This window comes from Luteimonas sp. A501 (assembly GCF_054052085.1).
Genome location: NZ_JBSVRI010000001.1, coordinates 608024 through 624787, shown reverse-complemented (window position 1 = coordinate 624787; position 16764 = coordinate 608024). Strand labels below are relative to the sequence as shown.

Here is a 16764-nt window from a genome sequence, read left to right as displayed (position 1 = left end):
AGCGCCAAGCGGTCTCAAGGACTGAGAGATGTTGCAGATCAAAGGGTTGGACTGAGTCTCGCGTGCCGGGACACGCGCGACGATACTGGCGGGAACCAAAGCAGTCCCGGGGAGCCGACCCGGCAAGGAAGCTTGCTTGACGACATCGCCGCCCGCCCTGTTCTCGATGGTCCCACCAGGCGTGTTCGGACCGCTGGCCTCCGCCAACCGGGAGCACTATTGGCTGCTACTGTGCCGCCTGTTCGACGAATTCTTCGGTCCGGACGCGCCACCACCGCCCAGCCACGGCTACCCTCGGCGCGAGATCACTTCGGCGATCGAACGCTACCTGCTCGGAGATGATCCCTGGGAGGACGAGGACGGGCAGGCTCCGGACACGCCGCTCACCATCCGCGCCAACGCCATTTACGAACGTTTCCGCCAGGCCGGCTGGCTGCGGCAGGAAAAGCTCGGTGCGCGCGAGATGGCGTCGATGACGCCCACGGTCTCGCAGCTGCTGTCGTTGCTGATCGAGTTCACCGAGCGCGGCCCCACCTTCGTCTCGGCCCGCATCCGCTCGATCGAACTGCAGCTGCAGCAGGTGCTCGAAGGCCGCGCCGGCGGCGACACGCTGGACGAAGCCGCCGACCAGGCCCGCCGGCTGCTGGCCTCGCTGGCCTCGATGAGCCTGCAGGTCCGCGACCTGATGCCGGAGCTGAGCCGCTCGGAAACCACCGCCCAGTTCGCCCGCCAGTGGTTCGAGCGCTACGTCGACCGCTTCTTCATCGGCGACTACGCCGACCTGCACAAGGCCGACCATCCGCTGGCGCGGCGCAGCGCGATCCTGGCGATGGCACGACAGCTCGAGGCCGAACCGCTGCGCGGCCGCCTGCTGGCCTGGTACGGCGAACATGTCTCCGACGGCGACGCGCAGCGCGCCGAGGCGCGACTGCAGCGCGGAGTGCGCCGCCTGCAGGAGCTGGACCGCATCGACGAGTACCTGGCGCGACTCGACGAGGACATGCGCCAGGCCAACCGCCGCGCGCTGGCCTTCCTCGACTATCGCCTGCGCGCGCCCGACCGCCTCGACGTCCTGCTGCGCCGCGCCTGCCGCGGCGTGCAGCGGGCACCGGAGGACGCGCTGCGGATGCCGGTGGCACCGGGCGCGCTGATGGACGAACACCAGCTGCGCCAGCCGCGCCGCAAGCCACGGCCGATCCCGCGCAGCGCCAACAGCATGCAGCGCCCCACGCCCCAACAGCTCGCGCGGCTGGCCCTGCTGCGGCGGATGAAGCGCGCGCGCCTGGTGACCGCCGAGGACATGGCACGCTACGTCGGCCGCCACCTGCCGGCCACGGGCAGCGTGGAGTCATCGCAGCTGGACATCGCCTCGATCCAGGATCTTCGCGCCTACCAGACCCTGCTGACGCTGGCCCAGCGCAGCCGGCGCATCGGCGGCCTGCGCCGCGACGACCCGCTGGGTCGCCTGCTGCACGGCTTCCGCGTCGAGCTGCTCGACGCCGGTGAACCCGGCGACAACGCACACCTGCGCGCACCGCGCTTCGTCATCCACCGCCTCGCGCCACCGCAACGGACCACCGCATGAAACGCAGCTGGAGCACGCTGAGCCAACTCACCAACGGCACGTACACCGAGCAGGACTTCGAGCGCGCGGCCTACCGCCTGGTGACCGAGCAGGTGCTGTACGCCGCCGACCACCGCACGCGCGTGGCCTACCACCTGGTGGAGGAGTTCCTCGCCGACTTCGCCGCGGCACTGTCGCCACTGGGCATCCGCCTGGAGCGCAACGGCAACCACCGTTACATCGTCGCCCTGCCCCGGCACGGCGACGGCACGCCGGTGCGGCTGGACGAAACCCTGCTGCTGCTGGTCCTGCGCCAGCGCTACGACGAGTCCATCCGCCAGGGCCTGGTCGAGGAACATGGCGAGGTCGTGGTGGAACTGCCCGATCTGCAGGAGGCCTACCCCGCGCTGGCAGACCGGCCCATGCCGGAGACCGGCACCCTGCGCATGCTGGCCGCCACGCTGAAGCGCTGGGGCGTCTGCCGCCTGGTCGAGGGCGAGGCCGACGAGCTGCAGCCCTTCCACCTGCTGGTGCGCCCGGCCATCGTCGACATCGTCGGCGAGCAGTGGCTGCAGCGCCTGGACCAGCACACCCTTGGCGACGACGACACCGGCGAAGCCATGGAGGACGACGATGCAACTGCTTGAACGGATGCACCTGCTGCAGTTCTTCCTGTTCGAATCGCAGACGCTGGAGTTCGACCGCACCAGCGCGATCATCGCGCCCAACGGCGCCGGCAAGAGCGCGCTCCTCGACGCGCTGCAGATCGTGTTGCTCGGCGGCGACCGCCGCTACATCCACTTCAATGCCCAGGCCGGCGGCAAGGCGCGTGCGCGCAACATCCGCGACTACTGCCTGGGCGTGTACCGCAGCGGCGACGACGGCCGCAAGCGCCGCACCGCGACCACCTACATCAGCCTGGTCTTCCGTGACCAGGACAGCGGCCTGCCGCTGACCGCCGGCATCGCGCTGGGCGCCTCGATCGACGAGCCCGACCATCGCCAGCACGGCCTGTACCTGCTGCCGGGCGTGGCGCTTGAGCTGGAAGACCACGTCGAACGGATCAACGGCCGCGAGCTGCCGCTGGAGTGGAGCCGCTTCCGCGAGCTTGCCGGGCGGCGCTGCCGCGAGGCCGGCACCAGCCCCGAGTTCCACGCCAGCGGCGAGCGCTTCGTCAAGGACCTGCTGTACCGCCTGCGCGCCGCGCCGGGCGCGCACGCCGACCTCAACGCCTTCCGCAAGGCGTTCCAGAACGCGCTGAACCTGCAGCGGGTGGAGGACGTGGACCTGTTCGTTCGCACGCTGGTGGCCGAGGAGCGGCCAACCGACGTCGCCCGCTTCCGCGCCCTGCTCGACAGCTTCCGCCAGATCAAGGAGCGGATCGAACAGCTGCAGCACCGCATCGAATCGGCGGCCGGGGTCGAGGGGCAATACGGGAGGATCGCCGCGCAGGCGGTGCGCGCGGCCTCCTACCGCGCGCTGGCCGCCGAGTACGAGCGCGACCTGCTGGGCGAACAGGCCGAACAGGCGCAGGAGGACTTCGACGCCGCCACCGTCGCGCTCGCGGCCACGCAGCGCGCGCTGCAGGACGCGCGCGTGCAGCGCGAAAGCCTGCGCGAGGACCACGGCCGCGCGCAGGCGCTACTGCAGGGCAGCCAGGGCTACGGCGGGCAGGCGCAGCTGGACGAGCTGGCCAACCGCGACCGCGACCGCCTGCTGCAGCTGCGTGATGGCCTGCTGCGCGACATCGTGGCCGTGCGCGAGCAGCTGGCTGCGGTCGACCGGCTCGGGCTGCCCACCGTCGACGGCACCGTGCTGGCCCGCGCGCAGGCCGCCTGGACACCCCTGTACGAGGCGCTGGCGGCGCTCGAGGGCGATGCCGCCCTGCCGTGGTCGCCCGAACAGCTGCACGCCCAGGCGCAGGCCGCGGCGGCCGCAGCCGCACCGCTGGTCGCCGCGGTCAACGGCCATGCGCGCGAGCGCCATGCCGCGCACGAAGCCGCGCGCGACCGGCTGGAGGCGTCGCGGCGCAACCTGAAACGCCTGGCCGCCGGACAGGCCGAGCTGGGCGCCGACGCCGTGCGGCTGATGAACTACCTGCAGGACGAAGGCATCACCGCCCGACCGGTCTGCGACCTGGTGCGGGTGGCCGATCCGGCCTGGCAGCCGGCGATCGAGGCCTACCTGCGCAGCAACGTCGAAGCGCTGCTGGTCGCCGAAGCCGACGAGGAACGCGCGACGAAACTCTACCGCTCGCTGCGCGACGGCCGCGCCGTGTACGGCGTCAAGCTGGCGCTGTCCAGCCACGCACGCGCATCACGCAGCGCCGAACCCGCGGCCGGCAGCGTCGCCGCATTGCTGGAAGGCGACAGCCCCGAGGCGCTCGCCTTCCTGCGCCGCCAGCTCGGCGAACTGCGCTGCGTGGACACCGAGGCCGAACTGCTCCGCAGCCGCCAGGGCCTGGCCCGCGACGGCCTGCTTGCCCGCGGCGGCAGCATCGAACGCCTGCGCCTGCCGGCAGCGATCGACCTGAAGATCGGCGCCTCCAGCAGCCGCGAGCGCGCGCGGGCGCTGCGCGAGGATGTCCAGGCCGCCGAGGACGCGCTGCGCCGCATCGAGCCCGAACTCAAGGGCGCAGAGACCTGCGCACGCGGCCTCGCGCGGCTGGCCGATCCGGACGCGCTGGCCCAGGCCCTGCACGACCACGCGCTGGAACATCGCCAGGTCGAAGGCCGCTACCGCAGCAGCCAGGAAAGCCGCGAGGCCGCGCTCGACCCCGACCTGCTGCGCATGAGCGAACGCGTGGCGGCGCTGAAGCGGGAGCTGGACGCAGGCGAAGCCCGCGTCGAAGCCCTGATCAGCGCCGAGGCGCTGGCGCGCAGCGGGCTTGCGCAGAAGGAACGCCTGCTCGAAGGCCTGCAGGCGCAGGAGCAAAACGCCGCACGCAACGCGGTCGACGCCTTCAAGGACGCCGACGTCGACGCCAACCTGGTCGAACGCCACCGCGAAGAGCTCGACCAGAAGCTGCCCTCGCTGGAAGAGCGCGGCGCCGCCTGCGGCAAGCGTGCCCGCGACAACGCCGACCAGCTGCAGAAGCTGCTGCCCGAAGCCTGGAGCGAACTCCAAAAGTACGCCGGCAGCCACGGAGTGGAGCTGCCGTTCGACTCCGGGCAGTGGCGCAAGGCGCGCGATTTCCTGCAGCAGGAGCTGTTCCGCCTGCGCGAAAGCGAGTTGGTGAACTACCAGGCGCAGGCCCGGCAGGCCTACGAAACCGCGGTCGAGACCTTTCGCAGCAACGTCGCCAACACCCTGCACGACAACTTCGTGCGCCTGAAGACGCAGATCGAGGCCCTCAACCGCACCCTGCGCAGCAGCCCCGCGTTCTCCAACAACGAGCGCTACCGCTTCCATTACGAGGTGCTGCCGGAGTACCGCGACCTGCACGGCTTCATCAGGCGCGTGGCCGACCTCGGCGGCGAGGACAACCTGTTCGGCAGCGCCGGCGAGGTCCCGGCCGCGTTCGGCGAGCTGATGGACGAAAGTGCCTCGGCACGCGCGATCGACTCGCCGCTGGACGACTACCGCCGCTTCTTTCACTTCGGCGTGCAGATCCGCCAGGACGAGCGCGTGATCGGCACGCTCGGCGAACGCATGCGCTCGGGCTCCGGCGGCGAGCACCGCGCCCCGCTGTACGTGATCGCCGGTGCCGCGCTGGCGGCCGCCTACGGCAAGTCCGACGCAAGTCCCGGCGGACTCGGCCTGATCCTGCTTGACGAATTCGGCGACAAGATCGACGCCCAGAACGCGCGCGCCACCACCAACTACCTGCGCTCGCTCGGCCTGCAGCTGGTGCTGGCCGCGCCCGACACCGCGCAAGGCACGCTCAGCGGCGTGCTCGACAGCTACATCGAACTGTTCCGCGACGAGGACCTGCTGCAGGCCGAACGCATCGAGGTGAAGGAAGCCGCGCGCGAACTGCTGCTGGGCGATCAGTTCGACCTGCACCCGGAGCTGCTGGCCGAGGAAACGGCCCGGATCGAAGCGCAGCAGGCACCGCCGGCGTGAGCCCGGCGCGCGGCACGCTGGAACGGCTGCTGCGCAAGGGCGAGCGCGCGCGGCTGCGCGGCGACGCATCAGCGGCGTCCCTGCCGATGACGACCGCCGCCAGCGCGAAGGACTACCTGGCGCTGGGCACACTGGCCGAACGCGAGGCCTTCCATGCCGGCATCGCCATGGCCGAGCGCATCGGGGCCGTGAACGTGGAACGCGATCGGCATCGCGGCGACGGCGAACGCCTGCTGCGGATCACGGTGGCCGACCTGGAAGCGCTCGCTGCGCACCTGGGCGTGCAGCTGCTGGATGCCCGTGCCGCGACCGCGGCATTACTGCTGCAGCCGTGGCAGGCGCGCTTCCCGATCCTCGACACAGTGCTGCAGGCCTGGCGCGGCGACCGCACGCTGCGTGGCCACGGCCCCGAGGCCGCCGCCGCCCTGGCCGATGCCGCACGCGCCGTTGCCGCCCTGCAGGACGCCCCCGGCGGCGAACGCATCCTGCGGCGCGAAAGCGTGCGCCTGTTCGACGACAGCAAGCGGCTGGAAAAGCTGACGCCCTGGCTGGAGCTCCTGGTCACCGGCGAGCCCGCCGCGACCGGGCTCGCGCGCGAAGAGGTCTGGTCGGCCATCGGCCTGCGCCGCGAACCGCAGCCGCTGCTGCTGGCCGGCCCTGGCCACGTGGACCTGGACGGCATCGTGCTGCCGCTGGTGCGCCCCTACCTGGGCGTGCCCGTGGACGCCCTGCGCAGCGCGGCCACCAGCGCCGGCTACCTGTTGACGATCGAGAACCTCGCCAGCTTCCACGACGCGGCATCCGATCCCGCCGCCGCGCACGGCCTGTTGCTCTATACCGGCGGCATGCCCTCGCCTGCCTGGCGCCGCGCCTACCGGCGGATCATCGACGGCCTGCCGGCCACCACAGCCCTGTACCACTGGGGCGACATCGACGAGGGCGGCTTTCGTATCGCTGCCGTGCTGGCCGAGGTCGCCTCCAGCGCCGGGCGTGCGCTGCAGCCGTGGCGGATGTCGATGGTGTCGCTGCTGCAGTCACTCGACGATCCCGCGCCCGGCCAGCCGACCGCCTCCACCTTGGCCGCGATGCAGCGCTGGGCGCGGCGCGCCGGCTGGCACAACGTGGCCGCGGACTTGGCGCGCCAGCCGATACAGCTGGAGCAGGAGCGGCTGAAAATTGTGCTGCCGCTGGCTGATGAGCCAGATACGACATCGACTTGAACACGCCTTCGAATGAACTCACCCGGGTGGGGAGGGTTGTACATGGTCATCCGCCGGCAGCGGTGCGCCCTCCGCCGTCTCCACCGCCAGCGGCCGCACGTGTTCCAGCAAGGCCAGCAGCGTCCGCCCCGGCTCCTCCCACGGGATCATGTGCGCGGCGTGCTCGAACCACACCGCGCGCTTGTGCGGCGCCCGCACCTGGTCCAGCCATTCCGCGGTCGGCGCCGAGGGCGTGGTGTAGTCATGGCGGCCAAGGAACATCACCACCGGGATCGGGAACTCGCGCACGCCGCTGAAATCCACCTGCAGGAACTCGTCGAGCACGTGGTCCAGGGTGAACACGTTGCCTGCGAAGAAGGCGCGGCGGTCCTCGCAGTCGTAGTCCGGCGAGAGCAGCGAGGCACCGTAGTAATACTCCTGCTCCGCGTCGCGGTACGCGTTCAGGCCGCCGTAGTGCTGCGGCCACTTGCGCGCAACGATGATGCGCTCGCGGGTGATCGGCGCCTCGCCCGGATAGGGCGCGATCGATTCCAGCTCGGCGATCGCCGCGACATTGCCGTCCGCGCGCGCCCGCTCCAGGCCGTACTCGAAGCTCAGCCGCTCGTTGCGCCGGGTGTCGATGACCTGGCCGATGCCGACGTACGCGTGGAACAGGTCCGGCCGCCGCAGCGCCGCGTGCATCGCCACCACCGTGCCCCAGCTGTGGCCGGCCAGCACCAGCTTCTGCTTGCCGTAGCGCGCGCGCAGGTGTTCAGCCACCTCGATGGCGTCGTCGACGAAGCGGTCGATGGCCATGTCGCCGGCGACCACGTCCGGGTCGTTCGCGCGGTGGGTCTTGCCGGCACCGCGCTGGTCGTAGTGCGCGATGGTGAAGTACTCCTCCACCGGCCGCTGCCACTGCCAGGCGCTCGGCATCGCCGGCGACGACGGCCCGCCGTGCACGAACAGGATCATCGGGTTCGCACGGTCCCTGCCACGCACCTGGATCCACTGGTCGATGCCGCCGATGCGCGCGGCGTACGTGTCCTGCACGCCGTCGGGCGTGACGATGCGCTGCAGGTCGGCGACGACCGCGCGCGCCTTGTCGAAGGATTCGCCGGAAGGACAGGCCGCCTGGCCGTGTGCAAACAGGGGCAGCGCGAGCAGCAGCAGGGCTGCGAACAGTCGCTTCATGGCTTCGATCCCGTGCGATGGAGCGGCAAGCGTACTGCGTCGCCACGCCGTCCACCTATGGCAATGTCTGTCACCCCACCGCACGCGGCGACCAGGCCATGTGCAGGGTGCCGTCCACCTCCGCCTCGACCGCAAAACCGAGCCGCGCATACAGCACCCGCGCCGGGTTATCCGCATAGACCCGCAGCTGCAGCCGCGGATGGGCGCGCCGCACGGCTATGGCCTGCGCCTGTTGAATCGCCCAGCCGCCGATGCCCTGCCGCTGGCGTGACGGCACGATCTGCAGGTCGCGCAGCCCCAGCGCCTCGCCTTCGGGGAGCAGGCGCAGCAGGCCGATGGTCTCGTCGCCGGCGACGATCACCAGGTTCTCCAACTCCGCCCAGCTGGCGCGGAAGCGCTCCGGGTCCCAGGCGATGCCGCGGGCCCGGAGGTAGCAGGCCATGTTGGTGCGGCTGAGGTGTTCGCAGAAGGCGAAGTCGTGCGCGGTGGCGGGGCGCAATAAACTCCGGCGTGCGCCGGCATTCTCAGCGGCAGGTGGTGTCGCCATAAGTGTCGGTGCTGCAGCGTCGGGTCGTGCCGTCACTTTGGCGGTAGGTGGTATTGCCATAGACATCGGTCGTAGCACGGGTCGTCGAGCCATCGCTGTGGCGATAGTTGGTGTTGCCGTAGGCATCCGTCACGGCGCGCGCGCGTCCAGCCACGGCAACCACTGTTAGAAGCCCGCGGCCAATTCACGGGTGAGGTGCGCGGCTGGCATCTCCTTGCATCCACTCGCATTCTGACCGGACCACAGACGTGAGAAATCACCGGAGCCTCGGCTTTCGGCCTTGGCGCGCAAAGGGGCAATGGCGGCGGTAGCCAAAGGAAAATCGGGTGTAATGGTACTGATGGGACCAAGCTCATTCATGACGCGGCAGCGTTGCTGGCTGCGGGCGCAAGGTTGATGTCGTCCGGCACCGGGGCCCCCTGCCCTGCGCGTCCTGCGGTGCCGCACGCATACGGCAAGCAAAGGCCCGACAATGCGTCCCGGCCGCACCCGCTCATGGCCCAGCGGCCACACGGAGTCGAACGCACTTGGACATCCTGAAAATCCTCGGCCTGTTCATCGCCACAGCGCTGGCCGAGATCATCGGCTGCTACCTGCCCTGGCTGTGGCTCAGGCAGGACCGCTCGGCCTGGCTGCTGGTGCCGGCGGCGCTCAGCCTGGCCGCGTTCGCCTGGCTGCTCACTCTGCATCCGCAGGCCGCGGGGCGCGTGTACGCGGCCTATGGCGGCGTCTACATCAGCGTCGCGCTGATGTGGCTGTGGGCGGTGGATTCAGTGCGGCCCACGCTTACCGACTGGGTCGGCGTCGGCTTCTGCCTGGTCGGCATGGGCATCATCATGCTCGGCGCGAGGCCGGCCTGACCGCTCACCGGACCTCGGCCCCGGTCGCTTCTTCGACGGCACCGGACTCGCGGGCCAGGCGACGCGCCTCATCCGCGCCCTTCCGCTCGCTGTAGCGATCAACCAGGTAATCGCTGCGCCCGCGTATCAGCAGGGTGAACTTCACCAGCTCCTCCATGACGTCCACCACGCGGTCGTAGAACGGAGACGCGCGCATGCGGCCGGCGTCGTCGAACTCCTGCCAGGCCTTGGCCACCGACGACTGGTTGGGGATCGTCACCATCCGCATCCAGCGCCCCAGCACGCGCAGCGCGTTGACCACGTTGAACGACTGCGAGCCGCCGCAGACCTGCATCACCGCCAGCGTCCGGCCCTGCGTCGGCCGTACGCTGCCGTCCTCGAGCGGCAGCCAGTCGATCTGGTTCTTGAACACGCCGGTGATCGTGCCATGCCGTTCGGGCGACACCCACACCTGGCCTTCCGACCACTGCGACCACTCGCGCAGCTGTCGGACCTTGGGGTGGTCGCGGTCGACGCTGTCCAGCAGCGGCAGGCCGTGGGGATCGAACACCCGGGTTTCGGCGCCGAGGTGCTTCAGGATGCGCTCGGCCTCCAGCGCCAGCTTGTGGCTGAAGGACTGCGGCCGGAGCGAGCCGTACAACAACAGGATGCGGGGCCCGTGCGCGTCGGCGCCGGTACCGAGGACGTCGCGCCGCGGGGCCGGCAACAGGCCGGTCGCCAGATGGGGGAGGTCGGGGAGTTGAGGTGCTTGCTGCTCGTTATTCATTCGACTATTCTAGAATAATGGAAACGGCACAGGCAATCGCGGCGCTTACGGCGCTGGGCCACGCGACCCGGCTCGCGGCCTTCCGGCTGCTGGTCGAAGCCGGCCCCGACGGCCGCATGGCCGGCGAAATCGCCGAGGCCCTCACCGTGCCCGGCGCCACTCTGTCCTTCCATCTGAAGGAACTCGTGCACGCGGGCCTGGTCGAGAGCGAAAACCGCGGCCGTAATGTCTGCTACCGCGCCAGGTTCGATGCCATGAACGGGCTTGTCGCCTACCTGACCCACAACTGCTGCGCGGACTCGTCGCACGAAGCCTGCGCGCCGGGCACGGCGGTTGGCCGCGCCTGCTGATCGCAACAACTGCCCATTCCCACCGTCTGGATCCAACCGATGAAACGTCGCGTCCTGTTTCTTTGCACCGGAAACTCGGCCCGCAGCGTGCTGGCCGAGGCCACGCTTCGCGCGTGGGCCGGCCACCGCTTCGAGGTCTTCAGCGCCGGCAGCCAGCCTGCCGGCACGGTCAACCCGTACGCGCTGGGCCAACTGGCGGCCGACGGCATCGCCACTGCCGGGCTGCGCAGCAAGTCCTGGGACGAGTTCGCCTCCGCGGATGCGGCACCGATGGATCTGGTGGTGACGGTGTGCGACTCGGCCGCGGCCGAGGCATGCCCGATCGTATTCGGAGACTTCCTGCGCACGCACTGGGGCTTGCCGGATCCGGCGGCGGTCGAAGGCGACGATGATGCGAAGCGCGAAGCCTTCAGCCAGGCCCACCGCATCGTCAAGGCGCGCCTGCAGGCGCTGTTGGCGCTGCCGGCCGATGTCTGGGATGACCGTTCGTCCCTGAAGCAGGCGCTCGACCGCATCGGCTTCGTGGAAGCCGACGACGAGGCGGCCGACATGGCCGAGGCGATACCTCCAAAGCCCAAGGCCTGACCCATGCTGACGGCACTGCTGATCTTCGTCGCCACGATCGTGCTGGTGATCTGGCAGCCGAAAGGCCTCGGCGTCGGCTGGAGCGCCACCTTCGGCGCGGTACTCGCACTGCTGACCGGCGTGGTGGATCTGTCAGACATCCCGACGGTCTGGGGCTTTGTCTGGAACGCCACCTTCACCTTCATCGCGGTGATCATCATCAGCCTGCTGCTGGATGAAGCCGGATTTTTCGAATGGGCCGCGCTGCACGTGGCGCGCTGGGGCAAGGGCAGCGGACGCAGGCTGTTCGCGTTGCTCGTGCTGCTGGGCGCGGCGATGGCGGCGCTGTTCGCCAACGACGGCGCAGCGCTGATCCTGACCCCGATCGTGATCGCCATGCTGCTGGCGCTGCGCTTCAGCCCCGCGGCCACGCTGGCCTTCGTGATGGCGGCCGGCTTCATCGCCGACACCGCCAGTCTTCCGCTGGTCGTTTCCAACCTGGTCAATATCGTTTCGGCGGATTACTTCGATATCGACTTCGCCGCGTACGCATCGGTCATGGCACCGGTCAACTTGGTCTCCGTCGCGGCGTCGCTGGGCATGCTGATGTGGTTCTTCCGTCGCGACATCCCGGACCGCTATGAGCTTGCCGAACTGAAGGAGCCGCGCTCGGCGATCGTCGACACCACGACCTTCAACGCCGGCTGGGCGGTGCTGGCCCTGCTGCTGGTGGGCTTCTTCGGGCTGGGGCGGATCGGCGTCCCCATCAGCGCGGTGGCAGGCGCCGGCGCCCTGCTCCTGCTGGGCGTGGCGGCACGCGGGCACCGGATATCGACGCGAAAGGTGATCAGGGAGGCACCGTGGCAGATCGTGGTGTTCTCGCTCGGCATGTACCTGGTGGTCTACGGCCTGCGCAACCAGGGTCTGACCGACCATCTTGCGGAGGTGCTGGACCTGTTCGCCGGATACGGCGTGTGGGGCGCGACATTCGGGACCGGCCTGCTGATCGCCCTGCTGTCCTCGATCATGAACAACCTGCCGACGGTGCTGGTCGGCGCGCTCTCCATCGACGCCAGCCACGCCGAAGGCAGCGTGCGCGAGGCGATGGTCTATGCCAACGTGATCGGCAGCGACCTGGGCCCGAAGTTCACGCCGATCGGAAGCCTGGCCACCCTGCTCTGGCTGCACGTGCTGGCGCGCAAGGACGTCCGGATCACCTGGGGCTATTACTTCAGGGTCGGGGTGGTGCTGACGCTTCCGGTGCTGCTGGTCACGCTGGCGGCCCTGGCGCTGCGCCTGGGTTGAGCGGCGGCCGCGCTGGCCAGTAAAAACGCCACCGGCGCACAATCCCCTGACACCGACCCACGAGGACACTCCCATGCAAGTCAAAGCCTACGGCGCCCATGCCGGCGACAAGCCACTGGAACCCATCGATATCACCCGTCGCGCCCCCGGCGTGGGCGACGTACAGATCGACATCGCCTTCTGCGGCGTCTGCCACTCCGACCTGCACCAGGTGCGTGCGGAATGGGCGGGCACGGTGTTCCCCTGCGTGCCGGGCCATGAAATCGTCGGCCGCGTGTCGGCGGTGGGCGACGCGGTGTCGGCGTTCAAGGTCGGCGACCTGGTCGGCGTCGGCTGCATCGTCGACAGCTGCAGGACGTGCGGAGAGTGCGAGGACGGCCAGGAGAACTATTGCGACGGCATGGTTGGCACCTACAACTCGCCCACGCCCGATGCACCTGGCCACACCCTGGGCGGCTACTCGCAGCAGATCGTGGTGGACCAGCGCTACGTGCTGCGCGTGCGCCACCCCGAGGACCAGCTGGCCGCGGTGGCGCCGCTGCTCTGCGCCGGCATCACCACCTGGTCGCCGCTGCGCCACTGGAAGGTCGGTCCGGGGCAGAAGGTCGGCGTGGTCGGCATCGGCGGGCTCGGCCACATGGGCATCAAGCTCGCGCACGCGCTGGGCGCGCACGTCGTCGCGTTCACCACCTCCGAATCCAAGCGGGACGCGGCGCTGGCGCTGGGCGCGGATGAAGTGGTGGTCTCGCGCAACCCCGGCGAGATGCGCGCGCACCGCAAGAGCTTCGACTTCATCCTCAACACCGTGGCCGCGCCGCACAACCTCGACGCGTTCCTCGCCCTGCTCAAGCGCGACGGCGCGATGACCCTGGTCGGTGCGCCCGCCACGCCGCATCCGTCGCCGAACGTCTTCAGCCTGATCCTGAAGCGACGCTCGCTGGCCGGTTCGCTGATCGGCGGCATTCCGGAAACGCAGGAAATGCTGGATTTCTGCGCCGAGCACGGGATCGTCGCGGACATCGAGATGATCCGCATGGAGGAGATCAACGACGCCTACGAGCGCATGCTCAAGGGCGACGTGAAGTACCGCTTCGTCATCGACAGCGCGACGCTGGGGGGCTGAGTCCGCGGCGCGGGCGCGGGGGCCCGGTGGCGGCCCCCGTGACTAAAGGCCGGTGAGCCCGGCGCCCGCTGCCGCTACAGTTTCCCGCTGCAGGCGCCCCACCGCGGCGCGAAAGGAAGTCCCGATGTTGAAGCGTTGCGCACTGGTGGCCGGCCTGGCCCTCCTCAGCGGCTTGGCCGTGGCAAACGAGCCCGTTGACCTGGACATGGTCAGCCGGATCCGCCAGGAGGCCTTCCACAACTCCCAGGTGATGGCGACCTTCAGCCACCTCACCGAAAACATCGGCGCGCGCCTGACCAACTCCCCGCAGATGGCCGAGGCCAATGCCTGGACCCGCGGCAAGTTCAACGAATGGGGCCTGGCCAAGGTCCACGACGACGCCTTCGACGACTTCGGCCGCGGCTGGGAGTTCAGCTCCGCCAGCGTGGAAATGCTCAGCGACCGCGCGCAGCAGCTGCACGCCCTGCCCAAGGCCTGGACCCCCGGCACCAACGGCCCGGTGGAAGGCGAGCTGGTGCACGTCGAGATCAAGAAGCTGGCCGACATCGAGGACTACCGCGGCAAGCTGGGCGGCAAGATCCTGCTGTTGGGCGAGGCGCGTGAATACAAGCGCGGCACCGAGCCGGACTCGCACCGCCACGACGCCACCTCACTGGAGGGCCTGCAGCAGTTCACGGTGCCGAAGACCGCGGCCGCCGACCGTGCCAAGCGGGTCAAGGAGTACGCCGAGCGCCAGGAGCTCAACCGGGCGGTCAATACTTTCTTCGCCGAGGAAGGCGCCCTGGCCGCGATCAGCATCAGCAGCTGGGACAACGGCATCATCCGCGTGGCCGGTGGTGGCTCGCGCAAGGCCGGCGAACCGGTGGGCATCCCGGAGCTGGCGATGATCGCCGAGCACTTCAATCCGCTGGTGCGCGCGCTCAAGGCCGAGCAGACCGTGCGCCTTCGCGTGAACGTCGATGCGCGCTTCATCGACGAGGCCAACCAGCCCGGCTACAACACCATCGCCGAGATCCCCGGGCGCGGGCGCAAGGCCGCCGAGATCGTCATGCTCGGTGCGCACATGGATTCCTGGCACACCGGTACCGGCGCCGCCGACAACGCCGCCGGCGTGGCGGTGATGATGGAGGCCATGCGCATCCTCAAGGCGGTCGGCGCGAAGCCCGAGCGCACCATCCGCGTCGCGCTGTGGAGCGGCGAGGAGCAGGGCCTGGTTGGCTCGCAGGACTACGTCGCGCGCAAGTTCGCCAAGTACCCCGAGCCCACCGACCCTGCGCAGAAGGCCCTGCCGGCCTCGCTGCGCGAGCCGACCGGCGCGCTGCAGAAAATGCCCGACTACGAGCGCTTCTCGGTCTACTTCAACATGGACAACGGCTCCGGCCGCTTCCGCGGCATCCATGCCCAGGAGAACCTGGCGGCGATGCCGATCTTCGAGGCCTGGCTCAAGCCCTTCCACGACGTCGGCGCCACCACCGTCGCCACCCGCAACACCGGCAGCACCGACCACATCGCCTTCGACCGCGTCGGCCTGCCCGGCTTCCAGTTCATCCAGGACCGGCTGGACTACTTCACCAACGTCCACCACACCCACCTGGACACCTGGGACCACGTGGAGCCGGAAGACCTGAAGCAAGCCGCGGCCATCGTCGCCTCGTTCGCGTACCACGCCGCGATGCGCGAAGAGCGCATGCCCCGCAAGTCCCTCCCGACCCCGAAATAGTCCCCGTAGGAGCTACAGCTGCGACCCGCACCCTTGGGGAAACCCCGGTCGCAGCTATAGCTGCTCCTACTGCGGGTCGGGCACCGATCAGCTTCCGGCCTGGTACTGCTTTTCCTCGACGAACGCGGAGCCGGACAGGCGATTGATCTCGTTCTTGATCGCCACGCGCTCGCCGTTGCGCACGGCCACCGCGCGCGCAAGTTCGATGAATTCGTGGTCGAAGGCCTTGGCCGCCTCCCTGGCGCGGAGGCCGTCCTGCACGTCCCACATCAGCTCATTGGCCACTTTCAGCCGGTCGTAGCATCCGGCGAGTTCCGGCTGCGCGTCGACCAGCGCGCGCCAGATCGGCCGCAGTCCACCCAGTTCGGTTTCGACATGCGCGCGCTTGGCAGCGTCACCGATCCGCTCGTGTTTGATCTGCAGGATCGAGATCTTGTCGGCCAGCTCGCCGACCGACACCGGCACGTTGATGGTCTGCATGGGGCGCTCCGTCCGTTCGATGGCGGCCATCGTGGAACGCCGGTGCGCGCGAGGCAAGCGGCCAGCCGAAACGATGCATGCGCTACACTCGAATGCACCCCTGCGCCGGTATGGATGCCATGACAGCACTCGCCCCGCCACTGCTGTTCATCAGCGCGGCATTCGCGCTGCTCGCCCCGTCCTCCGCCTTCGCCCAGGCGCGCACCCCGCCCGAGCCGCAGTGCCTGGACGCACGCGAAGTGCGCGAAGTGTTCCAGTCCGACGAGCGGACCCTGGCGATGGTGCAGTCCGATGGCCGGCGCTTCCGCGTCGGGTTGGGCGCGGACTGTGCCGGCGCCACCGATACCGGCAATGCGCGGCTGCTGGCCGCCGATGGCTGGATGTGCGGCACCGGCAACGAATACGTGGCGATGGATGAGCGGAGCTGCCCGGTCAACGAGGTCGAACCGATCACCTCCGCCGAATATGCCCGGCATGCGCGCGCCAGCCAAACCGGCGCCGACGGCAGCACCACGCTGGCGACGGTCGTGGTCAAGGGCGAGCGCCGGCACGGGTTTGCGGCCTCGCACAGCTATTGCTTCAACCCCCGGCACGTGCGCGGCTGGTCCGAGGATCCCAAGGGCGTGGTGGTGGAAGTGAATCCGCGTCGCTCGGGCGGCAACCGCTACTACCGCGTGGAACTGATGCGGTCCTGCCCGCATCTTGCCGGTCCGGTCGAGGCCGCCTTCCACTCGGGCATGGGCATCGGCCTGATCTGCGGGAATCCGGGTGACGACATCAGGACCGGGACCCGCGGCGGCGGCGGCATCGCGATGGACAGCGGCCGCGGCCTGCCCCTGGCGGCGGCCAGCGGCAGGCATCCGGACTTCCTGATGACCGGGTCCGACCAGCTTCAGATCCTGGGTGCCAAATTCGGCTGCCCGATCCGCGCGGTCTATCCGATGGACGACGCCAGCTGAACCTGCGACAGGCAGGCATGACGCCGCTTGAACGTCTCCCCGTGGACACTGCCCACAGCGGGCCGGGT

Annotated in this window: 15 protein-coding genes; 11 read left to right on the top strand and 4 right to left on the bottom strand. The window is 69.7% G+C overall.

The window, feature by feature from the left end; all coding sequences use genetic code 11:
* Positions 1-136 precede the first annotated feature (136 nt).
* Genes ACW7G5_RS02855 through ACW7G5_RS02840 form a run of 4 tightly spaced genes read left to right on the top strand, consistent with a single transcriptional unit; the run spans position 137 to position 6849 of the window.
* Positions 137-1585, top strand: coding sequence for a Wadjet anti-phage system protein JetA family protein (locus ACW7G5_RS02855; RefSeq protein WP_457001637.1), 1449 nt, complete (start codon positions 137-139; stop codon positions 1583-1585).
* Positions 1582-2211 carry a DUF4194 domain-containing protein gene (locus ACW7G5_RS02850; RefSeq protein ID WP_457001635.1) on the top strand — a complete coding sequence of 210 codons (630 nt, stop codon included), beginning with the start codon at positions 1582-1584 and terminating at the stop codon, positions 2209-2211. The genes ACW7G5_RS02855 and ACW7G5_RS02850 overlap by 4 nt, the downstream gene beginning before the upstream one ends.
* Positions 2198-5629 carry an SbcC/MukB-like Walker B domain-containing protein gene (locus ACW7G5_RS02845; protein ID WP_457001634.1) on the top strand — a complete coding sequence of 1144 codons (3432 nt, stop codon included), beginning with the start codon at positions 2198-2200 and terminating at the stop codon, positions 5627-5629. Before ACW7G5_RS02850 ends, ACW7G5_RS02845 begins: the two co-directional genes overlap by 14 nt.
* A complete protein-coding gene (locus ACW7G5_RS02840) occupies positions 5626-6849 on the top strand; it encodes a Wadjet anti-phage system protein JetD domain-containing protein (protein WP_457001632.1) in 1224 nt (407 codons plus the stop codon). Before ACW7G5_RS02845 ends, ACW7G5_RS02840 begins: the two co-directional genes overlap by 4 nt.
* 18 nt (positions 6850-6867) lie before the next feature.
* Here the strand turns inward: ACW7G5_RS02840 and ACW7G5_RS02835 are convergent, their stop codons facing one another.
* Together ACW7G5_RS02835 and ACW7G5_RS02830 are read right to left on the bottom strand one after the other, a co-directional pair.
* On the bottom strand, positions 6868-8022 hold the full coding sequence (locus ACW7G5_RS02835) for an alpha/beta fold hydrolase (RefSeq protein WP_457001630.1): 1155 nt from the start codon (positions 8020-8022) through the stop codon (positions 6868-6870).
* 70 nt (positions 8023-8092) lie between these two features.
* On the bottom strand, positions 8093-8521 hold the full coding sequence (locus tag ACW7G5_RS02830) for a GNAT family N-acetyltransferase (protein ID WP_457001628.1): 429 nt from the start codon (positions 8519-8521) through the stop codon (positions 8093-8095).
* Between the two features lie 584 nt (positions 8522-9105).
* On the opposite strand from ACW7G5_RS02830, the gene ACW7G5_RS02825 reads away from it, so the two are divergent.
* Entirely contained in the window at positions 9106-9429 is a 324-nt protein-coding gene (locus ACW7G5_RS02825) for a YnfA family protein (protein ID WP_457002838.1), read from the top strand.
* A 4-nt stretch (positions 9430-9433) separates the two neighbouring features.
* Here ACW7G5_RS02825 and arsH read toward each other — a convergent pair whose 3' ends face one another.
* Positions 9434-10195, bottom strand: a complete 762-nt coding sequence (arsH, locus tag ACW7G5_RS02820) for an arsenical resistance protein ArsH (protein WP_457001626.1) — start codon at positions 10193-10195, stop codon at positions 9434-9436.
* A 17-nt stretch (positions 10196-10212) separates the two neighbouring features.
* Here arsH and ACW7G5_RS02815 point away from each other — a divergent pair, with 17 nt between their 5' ends.
* The 5 genes from ACW7G5_RS02815 (at position 10213) to ACW7G5_RS02795 (ending at position 15257) form a co-directional block, all read left to right on the top strand.
* Positions 10213-10545, top strand: a complete 333-nt coding sequence (locus tag ACW7G5_RS02815) for an ArsR/SmtB family transcription factor (protein WP_457001624.1) — start codon at positions 10213-10215, stop codon at positions 10543-10545.
* Between the two features lie 39 nt (positions 10546-10584).
* The gene (locus ACW7G5_RS02810; RefSeq protein ID WP_457001622.1) at positions 10585-11130 is read left to right on the top strand and encodes an arsenate reductase ArsC; all 546 of its coding nucleotides are present in this window, start codon (positions 10585-10587) and stop codon (positions 11128-11130) included.
* 3 nt (positions 11131-11133) lie between these two features.
* The gene (locus ACW7G5_RS02805; RefSeq protein WP_457001621.1) at positions 11134-12414 is read left to right on the top strand and encodes an arsenic transporter; all 1281 of its coding nucleotides are present in this window, start codon (positions 11134-11136) and stop codon (positions 12412-12414) included.
* A gap of 73 nt (positions 12415-12487) precedes the next feature.
* Positions 12488-13537, top strand: coding sequence for an NAD(P)-dependent alcohol dehydrogenase (locus tag ACW7G5_RS02800; protein WP_457001619.1), 1050 nt, complete (start codon positions 12488-12490; stop codon positions 13535-13537).
* 124 nt (positions 13538-13661) lie between these two features.
* Positions 13662-15257: a M20/M25/M40 family metallo-hydrolase gene (locus ACW7G5_RS02795; RefSeq protein WP_457001617.1), complete on the top strand. Its 1596-nt coding sequence runs from the start codon at positions 13662-13664 to the stop codon at positions 15255-15257.
* 87 nt (positions 15258-15344) lie between these two features.
* Here ACW7G5_RS02795 and ACW7G5_RS02790 read toward each other — a convergent pair whose 3' ends face one another.
* Complete coding sequence (locus ACW7G5_RS02790; protein WP_457001615.1) at positions 15345-15737, bottom strand: hypothetical protein; 393 nt, start codon at positions 15735-15737, stop codon at positions 15345-15347.
* Between the two features lie 119 nt (positions 15738-15856).
* Here ACW7G5_RS02790 and ACW7G5_RS02785 point away from each other — a divergent pair, with 119 nt between their 5' ends.
* Entirely contained in the window at positions 15857-16696 is an 840-nt protein-coding gene (locus ACW7G5_RS02785) for a hypothetical protein (protein WP_457001613.1), read from the top strand.
* Positions 16697-16764 lie beyond the last annotated feature (68 nt).